The 13,827-nt window shown below is 41.7% G+C and carries 7 protein-coding genes; 1 reads left to right on the forward strand and 6 read right to left on the reverse strand.

Annotated features, from left to right (window positions below; translation table 11 throughout):
• Window positions 1-144 precede the first annotated feature (144 nt).
• The 6 genes from Q0976_RS18185 to Q0976_RS18210 all read right to left on the reverse strand — a co-directional run bounded on the left by Q0976_RS18185 (window position 145) and on the right by Q0976_RS18210 (window position 12,330).
• Window positions 145-600 carry an RpiB/LacA/LacB family sugar-phosphate isomerase gene (locus tag Q0976_RS18185; RefSeq protein WP_299495296.1) on the reverse strand — a complete coding sequence of 152 codons (456 nt, stop codon included), beginning with the start codon at window positions 598-600 and terminating at the stop codon, window positions 145-147.
• Window positions 601-698: 98 nt separating this feature from the next.
• Window positions 699-1,730, reverse strand: coding sequence for a D-alanine--D-alanine ligase (locus Q0976_RS18190; protein ID WP_299495297.1), 1,032 nt, complete (start codon window positions 1,728-1,730; stop codon window positions 699-701).
• 183 nt (window positions 1,731-1,913) lie between these two features.
• Complete coding sequence (gene recD, locus Q0976_RS18195; RefSeq protein ID WP_299495329.1) at window positions 1,914-3,992, reverse strand: exodeoxyribonuclease V subunit alpha; 2,079 nt, start codon at window positions 3,990-3,992, stop codon at window positions 1,914-1,916.
• A gap of 44 nt (window positions 3,993-4,036) precedes the next feature.
• A complete protein-coding gene (gene recB, locus Q0976_RS18200) occupies window positions 4,037-7,765 on the reverse strand; it encodes an exodeoxyribonuclease V subunit beta (protein WP_299495298.1) in 3,729 nt (1,242 codons plus the stop codon).
• A gap of 2 nt (window positions 7,766-7,767) precedes the next feature.
• Window positions 7,768-11,427, reverse strand: a complete 3,660-nt coding sequence (recC, locus tag Q0976_RS18205; RefSeq protein WP_299495299.1) for an exodeoxyribonuclease V subunit gamma — start codon at window positions 11,425-11,427, stop codon at window positions 7,768-7,770.
• A 519-nt stretch (window positions 11,428-11,946) separates the two neighbouring features.
• Window positions 11,947-12,330, reverse strand: a complete 384-nt coding sequence (locus Q0976_RS18210; RefSeq protein WP_299495300.1) for a hypothetical protein — start codon at window positions 12,328-12,330, stop codon at window positions 11,947-11,949.
• Between the two features lie 393 nt (window positions 12,331-12,723).
• On the opposite strand from Q0976_RS18210, the gene Q0976_RS18215 reads away from it, so the two are divergent.
• Window positions 12,724-13,740, forward strand: coding sequence for an endonuclease/exonuclease/phosphatase family protein (locus Q0976_RS18215; RefSeq protein WP_299495301.1), 1,017 nt, complete (start codon window positions 12,724-12,726; stop codon window positions 13,738-13,740).
• Window positions 13,741-13,827: the final 87 nt, after the last annotated feature.

Raw genomic sequence — 13,827 nt, forward strand, 5'->3', positions numbered from 1 at the left:
TTAGCTAAATCACAACATTAAATAGCACAGATAGGTCAATGGCTAACAAATTATCTTTTTATTAACTTATTTAGCGGTTATGAACACGTGTGTGGTTTGTTTTTGGCAGTATTGTTTACGCAGCTGACTTGAAGGTTGTTGCTTTCAATCTGTGTCAAAATGCCCTTCTATTTGGTGTAAATAAGCGATTTGTTTGAGATCCCACGTCTTTTTACTGACAGGCGAAGTTAGCCAAGTCTTTAACATTTCTTCAGCAAGGGGAATTGAAGTACTTCGAATACTCAGAACCAGTATGTTGGCATGGTTCCATAATCTTGCCCCTTTTACTGTTTCACTGTCGTGGCATAAAGCGGCGCGTATTCCATTGACTTTATTCGCAGCAATACAGGCTCCTGTACCTGTCCAACATAAGCAAATGCCAAAGGCTGCTTGCTGACTGGCTACTTGTTCTGCCGCTTGTTGGGTGACTTCGGGCCAATTGGCTGCTTGTTGGTCTTTTAGCGGGCCAAAATAGCTCACCTCATGGTTTTCCTTTTTCAGATAAGCTGAAATAAAGTCAACAATGGGTGCATGTTCATCACTGGAAAGGGCTATTTTCATTGTATTCCTTTATGAGAAAATATGTTTTGAATGATTAATAAAGCCACATGCGACTTCGCCAGTATTGATTGGCGAAGCCTTTTGTGGTTATTTGCAATTTACTGGTTTTGTAGTATTTTTGTCATTACTTTAAGCTGGGATAAAATTATATCACTTAAATAGTCACTAAAACTTGGGCCGTGGTTTTGCAACATTTTAGGGAACATCGAAATTGGGGTGAGTCCTGGAAAGGTGTTAATTTCATTCAGTAAAATTTCATTATCTGCTGTTAAGAAGAAATCAACACGGGCAAGGTGCTTTAGTTTCATGCCTTTAAAGGCTTTAATGGCGTAATGGCGAATACTGTCGGTGATATCAACCGATAGCCCTTTTGCAATCACCTCCGTGGTGGCGTGGCTGTTGGTATCGTATTTTTCATCAAAGGTATAAAAGGTATCGGCTGCGCAAATAATCTCACCGGGTAAGGTGGCAATGACTTTGCCTTGATACTCGTAGACGGCGACTTCTAGTTCACGCGCTTGAATGGTTTTTTCAATAATGACATAGTTTGAGTAGTGAAAGGAATCTGCTAATCGTTCACTCAGCTGGGTGATATCATCCACTTTATAGCAACCCACTGAGGAGCCTTGCGATGCAGCTTTGATAAAAATTGATCCCCAATTGTGTAGCGCTTGCTCAGCTTTATCAATGGCAGTTTGATTTAATTCGCTTAAAAACAATGAAGGAGTATTAGGAATATCGAGAGCGCTAAACCACATTTTTGCCGTCACTTTGTTAAAACAATGGCGGCTAGATTCGGCATCACAGCCAAAATAAGGTAACTGGATTAAATCGAGGTAAGATTGTAAATCTCCCGTTTCGCCAGGGTAGCCATGAATACAAGGGATCACATAATCAATGGGCCAATTGTCACTATTTCCGTCATGGAAATGCAATTGCTTTTGATTGGTGATGTCACACCTTTTTCCATTCTCAGTACGATATTGTCCTTGGGGTAATAATTCAACGCGAGTGACATTAAACTGAGGGAGTTGAGCTAAGGTCTGCTGAAAAAAATCAGCTGAAAGGAGTGAGATAGCATGCTCATCACCACCACCACCGCAAATAAGCAGTAGGTTTATCAGTTTCATAAAAATTCCTCATTCCTATAAATAGTAGAATGCACCTTTATCCTTGAATGAAAGGGCAATTGTGTTAAGGCCATTGTTGATGGAGGCCGATATGTCTCACTGGGTTATGGCAATCGCTGTAGGCTAAAGATGAAAATAAAGTGGCATTATAACCTTATCTCACTTAATCCCCAACTGTTCCTTCTAGAGGGATTGAGTGTCATTTTCCCACAAGCGAGCGGCTAATCCTGATGCCCTCTGAGTGGCTTTTAGCGATGCATTTTCAAAGACTTTTTCACTACCAAGGCAAATGAAGCGTGCTTTAGCGCGGGTGATCCCTGTATAAATTAGTTCTTTCGTTAACAGTTGCTTTTGGGAAGGGCTAGGGGATACTGGAAGCACTAAGGCGACTTGCTTAAATTCACTGCCTTGGCTTTTATGGACAGTCATTGCAAAGCAAGTATCATGCTGAGGTAAGCGTGCGGGTAGGACACTGAGCATGCTGCCGTCGGCTTGAATAAAGTGCGCCATTAATTTATCGTTACGGTTTTTATCCGGTAAAATCAGACCGATATCACCATTAAATAATCCTAAGTTGTAGTCATTGCTTTGAATGATAATCGGCCTACCCGCATAAAACTCCTGGAGTGGCTGAATGAGTTTAGCTTGCCAAAGGGCTTGAGTCACACTTTGATTGATGCCATCTACGCCATATTCACCACTGCGCATGGCACAGAGAATACGATAATCATTGAAAGCATAGATTATGGTTTCGCTTGATTGCAGTTGGTGGTGCACCATGGTCAAATAATGGCGATAAGCGGATACACTTTGTTCAAGTAAGGTGGTTAACCCGAGATTGCCCTTGGCGTGTAATTGATGTGATAGCCAGAAAAGCTCTTGATAACCTTTTTGCCATACTTGTTTAATTTTTTGCTTATTGGCTTGGTTCACGGCATTGGCCAATTGACCTATGCCTGCATCCCCTTTAAAACGGTGGCTGTGCATTAACATACATAAACTGTCGCCAATACTGGGGCGATCAGCTTGGGTATTGTCATCAATAAAGGCACTTAAATCCTTGTTGCATAATTGCGATAATGCCATTGCATGGGCCTGAGAATAACGCATCCGCCATTGACTGTTGGTGTGTGCGTTGGGAGCGGCTAAGCCTGCGCAAATATCTGCAAGTACGGCGCCGGCTTCTACTGAGGCGAGTTGATCTTGATCCCCGAGTAATATCAGCCGTGCATGTTCAGGCAGTGCATATAATAATTTGTGCATCATAGGCAGGTCCACCATTGAGGCTTCATCAACAATGAGTAAATCCAGTCTTAATGGATTGCTTTCATTAAACCTAAACTGATGAGAATTGGGAATAACGCCTAATAAGCGGTGCAGTGTGGCTGCTTCTTCAGGGATCTGCATTAATGCGGTGAGATGAAGCTGGGTTTGTGCCGAGCTTGTTGGCCAATGGCTGATTTCATCAGCCAGTCGCATTTTAGAAGCTTTAATGGACTCACTTAAGCGTGCTGCAGCTTTACCTGTGGGGGCAACCAGTTTGATATTTAGGATCTGTGGGGCATCAGTTATTGCGCTTACTTGTTGTAAACATAATAAAAAGAGTAGTTTAGTAACGGTGGTGGTTTTACCCGTTCCCGGTCCGCCTGTGATCACAGCCAGCTTCTTTGTTAAAGCGGTGGCAGTGGCAATTTTTTGCCAATCAAATTGTTGCTCATCCTGCAGGGACGCATGATCAGCTTGTATATTTGCTGGATAGAGTAAGTCCAGCGTTGTCGCAATATGTTGATACTCATGGGGGTTAAGTTTGTTGCTATTATCAATGGCTAATAAAGACAATTTATCACTGACTTGTGTTTCAAATTGATAATAACGTTGTAAGTATAAGTAGCCGTTATCGAGTATAAGAGGGGCTGTGTATGGACGTTGAGGTGAAAGCTGTATATTGGAGATGGCCGTAAAATGGGATAATGCCGTGATGACGTCTTCCATTGAAGCCGTAATTTGACACTGACTTATCCTTTCTTGCATGGGATTATCAAATTGAATATGCGACAGTGGTAAGCAAGTGTGCTGCTGGGATAAATACTGACTCAATAGGGCACAAATAAGCAAAAATAAAGGTGACTCTTCTTGGTGAATATGACTGAGTTCCAGTGCAAAATGCCTATCTAGTGGTGTTAAACGGCCTTCTTCTTCCCATTGTTTTAATAAGTGGGGTAAAGGTTGATGGGTTGCGACCCCGTCTCGTTCAATTAACATGTGTGAAGTGGGCCCATGTTGAGTGGTAGAAAGATTGGAATCATTCATAATAATAATTCTTGTTGGACTGGTGTGTGCTTTTGTGCTGAATTGACACTGTTAGTATGTCCTTCAAATAATTGATCCAGTGCCATAATAAGTGCTTTAGGTGGTTTATCATAAAAGACGCCAGATAATGAATGTGCTTTTGACATACCGCGTAAAAATAAATAATAACTGCCGCCCATATGTTGATCAAAATCATAATTTGCGAGGCGTAATGTGAGGTAGCGATGTAAGGCGAGGGTATATATGATGTATTGTAGATCATAGCGATGATCGACAATGGCTTGAGCCATTGCCTTGTGATGATAATGCTCAAAGTGTTTACCTAAGTGATTAGATTTATAATCGGCGATAAAAAATTGGCCTTGATATTCAAAGGTTAAATCAATAAACCCTTTTAACATGCCTTTGAGATCATCAAATTGTAACTGAGCACTGTAACCATACTCAGTCAGTAATGCATTGAGCTTATTTGCATTAAGCGTTTCAATGGGAAGATAAAACTCCATTTCAACCAGTTTAGCGGAGGCAGGTAATATGGATAATGATAAGTCACTATCTTGAGATAAAGGGGCGATTAATAAATCTAAATACCAAGTCTTGAGCACATCAAACCAACTTTCATCAATACCATATTGGCTCATGGCTTGAGGAAGGTGCAAGGTTAAATCTTGTTCTGCGTTTGTAAAATCAATGAGTTCAAGTACTAAATGCATAAAGCTTCCCGCATTGGCTCCTCGCTCAAAGGTAAATCGGCTTGGCACTTCTGTATCGTCTTCATCAATGATGATGATCTCTTTAAAGCCTTCATCATCCGCACCCGGAATGACTTTTTCATGGCCAATATTTTTAATGAGTCCAGAATAACTGCCGACACGCCAAGGCGTTGATAATACACGTTTGAGTGGTTTTGGCGAGAGTATCGCCTCTGTTTGGCAAGCAGCAATAAACGGTGTACAGGGGATCGTATCGGCAATATCATTTATACTGATGGCATCACAGAGTAATGCATTGGCTGCGAATTTAAGATCAACAAATTCACAGTTTTTATCCTTTATGCCTAATAAGTATCCGATGGCTGTTTCATGTAATTGGCTCTTAATACCCTCTTTTTTTGTGAATTTACTTTGATTGGCTATGGATAAATAACAGCGATACACAGGCCGAGTCAATGCCACATAAAGCAAGCGTAAGTCCTCGGCGAGGTTTTCCTGTTTATAAGCGTCAAACCCTTCGTCGGTTTGCAATAAATCCCAGATAAGTTGCCCATTTTTATGGTACAGCATGGTACTGGGTTTTCGGCTTGAGCGAGCAAGGCTCACAAAGGGCAGAAAACACACTGGGTATTCCAGTCCTTTACTCTTATGAATGGTGACAATTTGCACTAAGTTTTGTTCGCTTTCTAAGCGTAATTGGTTTTCTTCTGCCTGTGTATTGTCAATTAAGGTTTGCTGATACCAATTGACTAACGCATTACAGCCATCCAGCTCAGTGGATTTTTGCTGTAATAATTCCGCTAAATGCCGAAAATCGGTGAGTCGGCGCTCGCCGTTATCACTGTCGAGCAGACGTTCGATGAGTTTCGTCTCTCGAGCCAAAAAGAGCAGGGCGGGCATGATCCCTCTCTGGCTCCATAATTGGTGAAGTTGAAAAAATTGTTCTAATAAGACCTGTCTCACTTCTTCATCAAGATTAAAAGTGTGTATTTGCTCGCAGCTGTAACCTAATAATTGTGTTGCCATGGCGCTGCGCAGGGCTTGTTCATTTTTAGGTAAGGCCATGGCATGTAAAACAATCGCCATTTCTCGTGCTTCAAGGGTGTCATAAACACTGTCTCGACTGAGAAATACGGCACCGATTTGGCGTTGTTCGAGCGCCTTCTTCATGACGCCGGCTTCATTTTTATCTCTGACTAGAATGGCAATGTCTTTTGCGATTAAGGTGCGATGTTCAATAACGCATTCATTTTGTTGGGCGCCGTTGAGTAACCTTGCTATTTCCTCTGCACTGTCTTGGGCAAGCTGTTCTCTTGCAGTGACTTTATTTAATCCTTTTTCAGGATCTTCACTGAGCAGTTGAATACGCAGCGCACTGCTGGCTGAGCGGGGGCCGTCAAGATGAGGGGGCTGCTGATAAGTATCAAGCAGCACTTTTTCTCCTTTACTGTCAGCGGTATTCACGGCTTCAAAGGGAATCGATTGACTCATAAAGGCATTATCTTGATGACTAAAAACCCGGTTCACCGCATCCACCATGGCTTGACTGGAGCGATAATTAGTGTCTAAGGAGTAATGCTCGGTGATCTGTTGTCTTGCGTCGATATAGGTGTGAATATCGGCGCCGCGAAAGGCATAAATCGCCTGTTTAGGATCGCCGATCATCAATAACCCGATGTGATCTTTAGAGACTGTTTTTTGGTAAATTTGGCTGAAAATGGCAAATTGTAATGGGTCGGTATCTTGGAACTCATCAATGAGTGCCACAGGAAACCGTTTAGCAATATGTTTTGCCAATACATGATGGGCGTGAGTGAGATCAATGTCGCTGTTATTGTTATTTTCATCGTTATTATGATCAGAGCCGACATCGTGATTAGCATTAGTGCCTTTGGCGGATGAGGATATGTCAGGGTTAAGCGCATGAGCCAAGGTCAGCAGCAAATCATCTGGCGTCATTAAGTTACGCTCATTTTTTTGCTGAATAAACCGTTGTGAGATACCTTTTCTTGCTTGGTATAAAAAAGCGGGTACTAATGCCTCAAAAAGCTGATAAAGCTGCTCAATATGTGCTAATAAAGGGGCCTCACTGGCTGAGGGGATGGGGTGTTTCTTGGTTAATTTCAGTTCACTGAGTGCCAGTTGAGACAAGACTTTTATGGGGGCTGGGCGTTGGGGGGAGGCGGCCCAATTATCTAATTCGTCCAGCATCTTAGTCAGTTTAGGATAATCATCACTGCCCTTACCAAAACGCTGCCCACTTAAGGGTAAGGCTTTAAGCATTTCTTCAAGTGCATCTCGTTCTTGAGGCCATTGAAGTAAAAAGCGATTTAAGCTTTGAGTCAAACGTGTTGATAATGTATCAAAGGCCATGGGTTTAGGTGTGGCAACGGCGAGACTGGCCCCTAGTAATGAGCGTAATTGTTTGCCTAAGTTTTCAGGATCTTTGATGTTTTTTTGAATAACGCCGGCAATATTTTCCGGTAATGCATAACATTGTTCTCGCCAAAAATCTCGAACAGCGTGATGGAAGAACTCACTGTCATCTAAGGTAAATTCCGATTCAAATAAGAGCGAAGATTCAAATGCGAGATCGGCTAAAATGCGTTGGCAAAAACCATGTATGGTAAAAATAGCGGCTTCATCAAGGGATTTTAACGCTAAATCTAAGCGCCTGAGTCCCATGGCTCGTTCATCGGTGGGTGTTTGAGCATACAATTGTTGAACAAAATCATCTTCAACTTGGAGCCCCATAAAGCATTTAAAGCCAATTTGTACCCGTTTACGGATCCTATCTCTCAGCTCTGCGGTGGCAGCATTGGTAAAGGTTACCACTAAAATTTGCTCGCAACTTAAGGGTTTATCAATACCCACACCCAAGAGCAGCCTTAAGTAAAGCCCTGAAATAGTATAAGTTTTACCTGTTCCTGCACTGGCTTCAATTAAGCGACTGCCTTTAAAAGGTAAGGTCAGTGCATCGAGGCGCTGTGACAAAATGGGCGCTGAGCTCATTGTTAAACTTCCTTTTCTGTCGATGTGTTGCAGGTCAAGTCAATGGACTCGACATAATCACTGAGGGTTTTAAGCGGTCCTGATTGGTATAAGCTTAATAGTGGTGACACGAGTGTTTGGCTAATGTGGCCAAAAGTGTCTTCTCCAAAGTCCTCTGGAAACTGATATAGCCTGTGAAAGTGAGGATCATTGGCATCGCCAAATTGCGTTTGCTCATCGAGCCATTGTTTTTTGGCGGCGCCGAGTTTATCAACATGTTCACCTTGGGCTTCCGTATAGGCATAGGAGGTATTGGGAATAAAAGCGAGTGGTTGCTGTTGACCTAAGTAAAAATACCTTATCCAAGTATGTAATTGCAACGTTGCTTGCGCTGCCGTTAAACGGTCAAACGCATGGAAGTTACCGGCATCGAGTAAGTAACTGGGGCGATTTTTTCCCATGGCATTGAGGCATAAATGTCTGAGGTAGACACGAATGAGATCTTTGGCTTTGGCCGTTCCAGGGCGGTAATTGACTAATCCTTTGGGATGCATATCATCAATGCGGCCGGTTAACGTGAGGCCAAGCGGCTCAAACGTGAGCTGTATGTCACAATGCTGTTTATCTGTTTGCTCTGACGTACCGCTTAGATAGTGAATTCTGTCAATGAGCGGTAACAGATCTTTTTGATATTCATTGAGTAATAAAGTATCAAAGGGGGATAACGGTAAATCGCCACTGGCTTGCAATTTATGGTAAAACTTGGGATCCGGCTGGCTGAGGTCTTTTTTGAGGGTATCTTCAAGAATGATGGTTTGTAATTTATGCCTCTCAAGGCTATTTAATGAAAATGGCTCATCATTATGATCCATTTGTATATTGAGGTGTAAGTCGACTTTTAAGCTACGTTTAAAGAAATATTGTGCTGGATTGCGGTAAAACCGAATGAGAGCCGATAAGTCTAAGCTGTCTAACTCAGCCTCTTGCCTATGAAGGTTGGGCTGAGCAATAGAGGCATGCTCAGAGATAGGTTCAAGATCTTTAAGATTCGTTTGCATGTTTTTGCCAATAAAAGAGTGATAAAGTGACGAAATGACTTCACTCTCGTTTGACTCTGCATCTTTTTGATTGTCATCATGATGGCTGGGCGCCGTATGAGGGCACCACTGGGCTGCATAGCTTTGCTGCAGTGGGTAGCCGTTTTTATCAGTGCTTGATTGATACAATGTTTGATCAAAAGGTTGTAAAGGCATTTTTTGTAATAACTGCTGTGCTATAGTTTGCTCAACCTGACTGATGTCAGTTTGAGCAGCATCTTGGCAATGATAGGCTTCTGGTAAATAGCAAAGCTGGCAATACTCAAGCAGTTCGGACACCAACATCGATGGAATACGCTCAGAGTTATCACGATCGCTGTGGCCAATGTAACTGATATACAATTGTTCTCTTGCAGACAATAGGGCTTCTAAAAATAAATACCTGTCATCAAGCCTTCGAGAGCGGTCGCCTTTACGGGCGCCAAAATGTGCGACTAAGTCAAAACCAACAGGATATTGAATTCTGGGGTAAATACCGTCGTTCATGCCCAATAAACAGACCACTTTAAAGGGAATGGAGCGCATTGGCATTAACGTACAAAAGTTAATGCTGCCCGCAAGGTAGCGCTGACCGACTCGAGATTCCGATAAGGTTTGTTTGAACCAAGCATGCAAGACTTCAATATTGATGGCTTGTTGATGTTGAGCGTCGGTGAGTTCTGTGGTGAGTTTGCATAAAGCATCGCGCACGGTTTGCAGTTGCTCTCGTTCATCTTCATCCACATCATAGAAATCATTTAGCATCGCATCAAGTTGTGCTTGTCTTTGGGGGATGGGGGTTGCGTTGGCCAGTAACGATTGGTGGGTATCGATGGTTTCGATGAAATTAAGCAACTTACCTAATGCCTGTGCTGATTGCCCCTCGATACCTTCAACGGCCAAGGTGTCATGATATAAAGGAGAGGCGTCGCTAAAGGCATAGCCTAATAGCAAACGTTTAATGCCAAAAGCCCAAGAATTTTGATTAAATGGCGGTAAATCTTGTTTCATTCGGCTTTTTTCATCGCGCCCCCAGCGAACATTAGCTTGCTCTAACCATTGCCTGATCAGGCTTAAGTCATCATTATCGAGTCCAAAACGCCTTAAGACAGCCGGCACCTCTAAAATACCTAAAATATCCGTTAATGCGAACCGGCTTTGATTAATATTCAATAGATGTAAGAAACTGTTTATTAAAGGTGATTCTTGAGCTGCACCTCTATCTGCTATGGCGTAATGGAGGTAATGTGCTCCTTGTTTGGCCGCAAAAACAGCATCAATATAGGGGGCATACGCGGCCACATCGGGCATCATGATGACGATATCTTTCGGTGATAACTCAGGGTTGGTGCTCAGCATCTCGAGTAAATGATCGTGTAAGGTTTCAATTTCTCTTAATGGACTGTGGCAACTTCGTAGAGTGATTGAGCTATCATCCTGTTTTAATTGACGTCTGCCTTTGAGGCTTAAATACAAACTGGCATCAGGCCCTAAACTTTGGCCGCGAGTTTCAAGGTTTAAAATATCAGATTGTACACCTGCGAGCAGTGAACCTTGATCTTGGTTGGCCTTGGAAGAATCTAGCGTGAGTGGATCAATAAAGCAGTCAAAATTAAATTGGGTATGACTTTCAGGCAGAGAGAGGATCAGATCAAGCAGTTCACGGCCCATTTTTCCGTTATTGGCTAAGAGGGGATTACCGACTTCAAGTTTATCTTCCCATAAAGAATCGAGTTGCTTTTTCCCTGTGTACTCAAGTGCCATTCTTGCACGTAATTTAGGATCGATAATATCGCCCCAATAGTGTTGGCAAGGACTTAGGCTCAGCATGACCACATCAATCCGTTTCGCTAAATGATAAATGACGTCTAAGGTTTGTGGTGCCATAGAAGAAATACCAAAGACAAATAATCGTTTGGGTAAGGCGGATAAGTCGGACTGAGGATCATCAAGTGCTGCAAAAAGTGCTTGATGTAAATTAGCTCTGTGATATTGACTCTGTTGTAAGTCATTGGCATTGAAATCAATCAGCTCACGCCATAATTCTGGTTGCCATCTTTGTTCTTCACTGAGTGTTATTGGGTGTTCATTTTGCTCCCACGCGGCAATCCAATCTGGGCGATAGACCAAGTATTGATCGAAAATATCGGCGATACGTCCAGACAGTTGATAGAGCTTTAGTGGGTGCTGATAACCATCAAGTGAGTGAAGCTCAATAAACTGCTCAGTATGTTCTGTCTCAGAGGTTTGCGTTTGCACTAAGTAATCGTTAAGTGGCTTAAAGGTTTCGCGGTTTAATAAACGGGGCAGTAAATTCATGAGCTTCCATGTCATGGCCGCTTTGGTAAACGCATTTTCTTTAGGTACATCAACTAGCAAAGTGTGACATAACTGCCAAATAAAACTTGAAGGTAGGGGAAATTCTAATACGGCGGCAATATTATTGTGTTTCGCAATTTCTAATCGCAACCAAGTCGACATTCCTGGGCTTTGCACTAATATATGCTCAGGTTGCAGGCAAGACATTCCGGGAAGGGGGCTTGCAAGCTCTGTGGCCAATTGTTTAGAAAGGGCTTCCATCATGTTAGATTGGATCAAATAGAGCATGGGGGAGTGAGGCCTTGGTGTACGAGAAAAAGAGATACTCTATTTTATACTGAAATGCCGTTCAATTGTCTCGACTTTTATGTCATTTGATGAGCAAATCCATTAATTGCCGGTGTATATCACCTGAATTCGGAATAATGAGTGTCATAAAATATAAATAATTCATTTAAATTTAATAACTTAATGCCATTATAACGATTCTTTTCTTTTTCATTTGACTCAATACAGTTACTTTTGTCTATATCAAGGCGGGATCTCGTGTCTAATAGCAGGCAATTAGTCGAAAAAACAACACAGAGAGGGGGGAAAAATAGCACTATGTAGGCACAGCTTATCCTGAGTTCAAGTGACATCGCTAAATCAATATAAAATGACATACTCAGCAGGAATGAAAAGCGATGTAGGTAAGGCGAATAGTTGCAATACGTTAGGGCGTTATTCGCCACTATCCACCGCAGTTTGATGAAACTGCGGTTTAATGTAACGGCTTTGTTCTCGATGGGCTGATTAAGTCTTCGTTTACTGTTGTGCGTAGACTGAAGAGTAAGGTTGTAAAGTGGCATAATTAAAATCAAGATTCATCATGAGTCTTTCGTTTGCTTCAATATGGCCGGTAGTGACGAATTGACATGAGGAATAGGTGGAAAGCGCGATATCCTCAAAATAGCCTTTGGGATTGGAGTCTATTACTTCCATTTCTATTGGAAAACCATCGTTATTTAAAGAATAGGCTAATAAAACCCAGCCTTTGACTTGTTCTTTAATGGCTTGTTCAGGAATAGCCTGACGATGATCGCAATTAATAGGAGAGGCTTTAGCAATAATGTTTGGGGCATCTCTTGGATCAGTACAGACACAAGCTGACAGTCCAAGTGCGCCAAATAATAGAACGAGGTACTTCATCAAACTCTCCTTAAACATTGGCGATAACAATGATGATTGTTAACTTGCTTCGCTTCCATATTGCTGAACATTTAGGTACTAAATGAGTTGCAAGTCAATGCTGTCTACACATTAAATGTTACTTTAAAGTAAATTTCAAGTTGTTTTTTATTTTATAGGCTCAGGAACTAGCCAATCAAATACCGCTATGGCGGTGTGATGGTTAATATTGTTTATCAAATTCTCTATTCTTTATTTTAGTCTTTTTAACTTTTGATTCACATGTCAGTATGCTTTATTCAGTATTTATTAAAATAAGTTAATGATTTTTTTGTTAACGATTAATCCATATTTTGTAATGAGTATTGAGCATTTAGCCTCTCAAATCGATCGTGATATTAAAGGATAAAATTAATGAAAAAGTATTTTGTTATCGCTATTCTTTCCATGCTGAGTCACAGTGCATTTGCATTGTGTTGGGATTATAAATTCACCCCTATGGGCACTAAAAGTACTAAAGGCTACGATTATCAAGAAGCAGGAGCCCCCACTTATAATGATGCGCAAACAGGGCAGTTTAATGTTGTCACATACAATGTGGATGGATTTCCAAATTGTATTGGTGGCAATACCAAAAGTGATTTTAAAGATCTACTCTCGCAATTGAATACAGCCAGTTATGACATTGTTTTATTACAAGAAGTGTTTAGTCCTGATAAGCATGATTTTCTCAAGGATGAAGATCGTATCGAAGTGACACATTATCCGTACCGCTCTAAGCATTGGAGGGGGGGAATAATTTCTTATGGTGACGGATTACTCCGTCTTTCTAAATTCCCCTTTGATATGAACCAGCGGGATGATGATGATTATTCATTAGCCAACTTTGAATCTGAAGAATTTATTTCATGCCATGGCGATTTAACGGACGGTAATCCTGATTGCTTAACTGAAAAAGGGTTTACAGTGGCTAAGATGGAGATCAATGAAGGCTTTGAAGTGCACGTATATAATACCCATATGGATGCGGGGCGCAGTGATGATGATATGGAAGCAAGACGAGGACAGATGCAGCAATTAGCTGACTTTATCAGTGCGTATTCGAGCCATGCTAGCATTGTGTTGGCTGGGGATTTTAATATGAAATGGGCCGATCATTCCCAGTCGAATGCACATTTAGACATTTGGGAGGATTTTTTATCGCAAACGGGGATACGTTTGGCTTGCCAAGATTTGATAGAAGAGGGGGATGATAACATTGCTAACTGCAGTGAAGATGCGCGGGCGAATACCGATCAAATTGGCTATGCAAATCGCAGTGAGACTCATACATTAACCTTAAGTGATTATCATGAACTTACTCAGTTTACTGAGCTGAGTGATCATGAGCCAATGTATGCGTCTTTTACTTGGGTCAAAAATGTTGATTAACTGTCTGTGAAATAGAATGCCTGAGGTGAGTCAATTTACCGTGTTTCAGGTATTATTATTGATGAAAACTGACAGACTGAAAGAACA

Origin of the sequence: uncultured Shewanella sp. (assembly GCF_947501665.1) — a bacterium.
Lineage (GTDB): Bacteria > Pseudomonadota > Gammaproteobacteria > Enterobacterales > Shewanellaceae > Shewanella.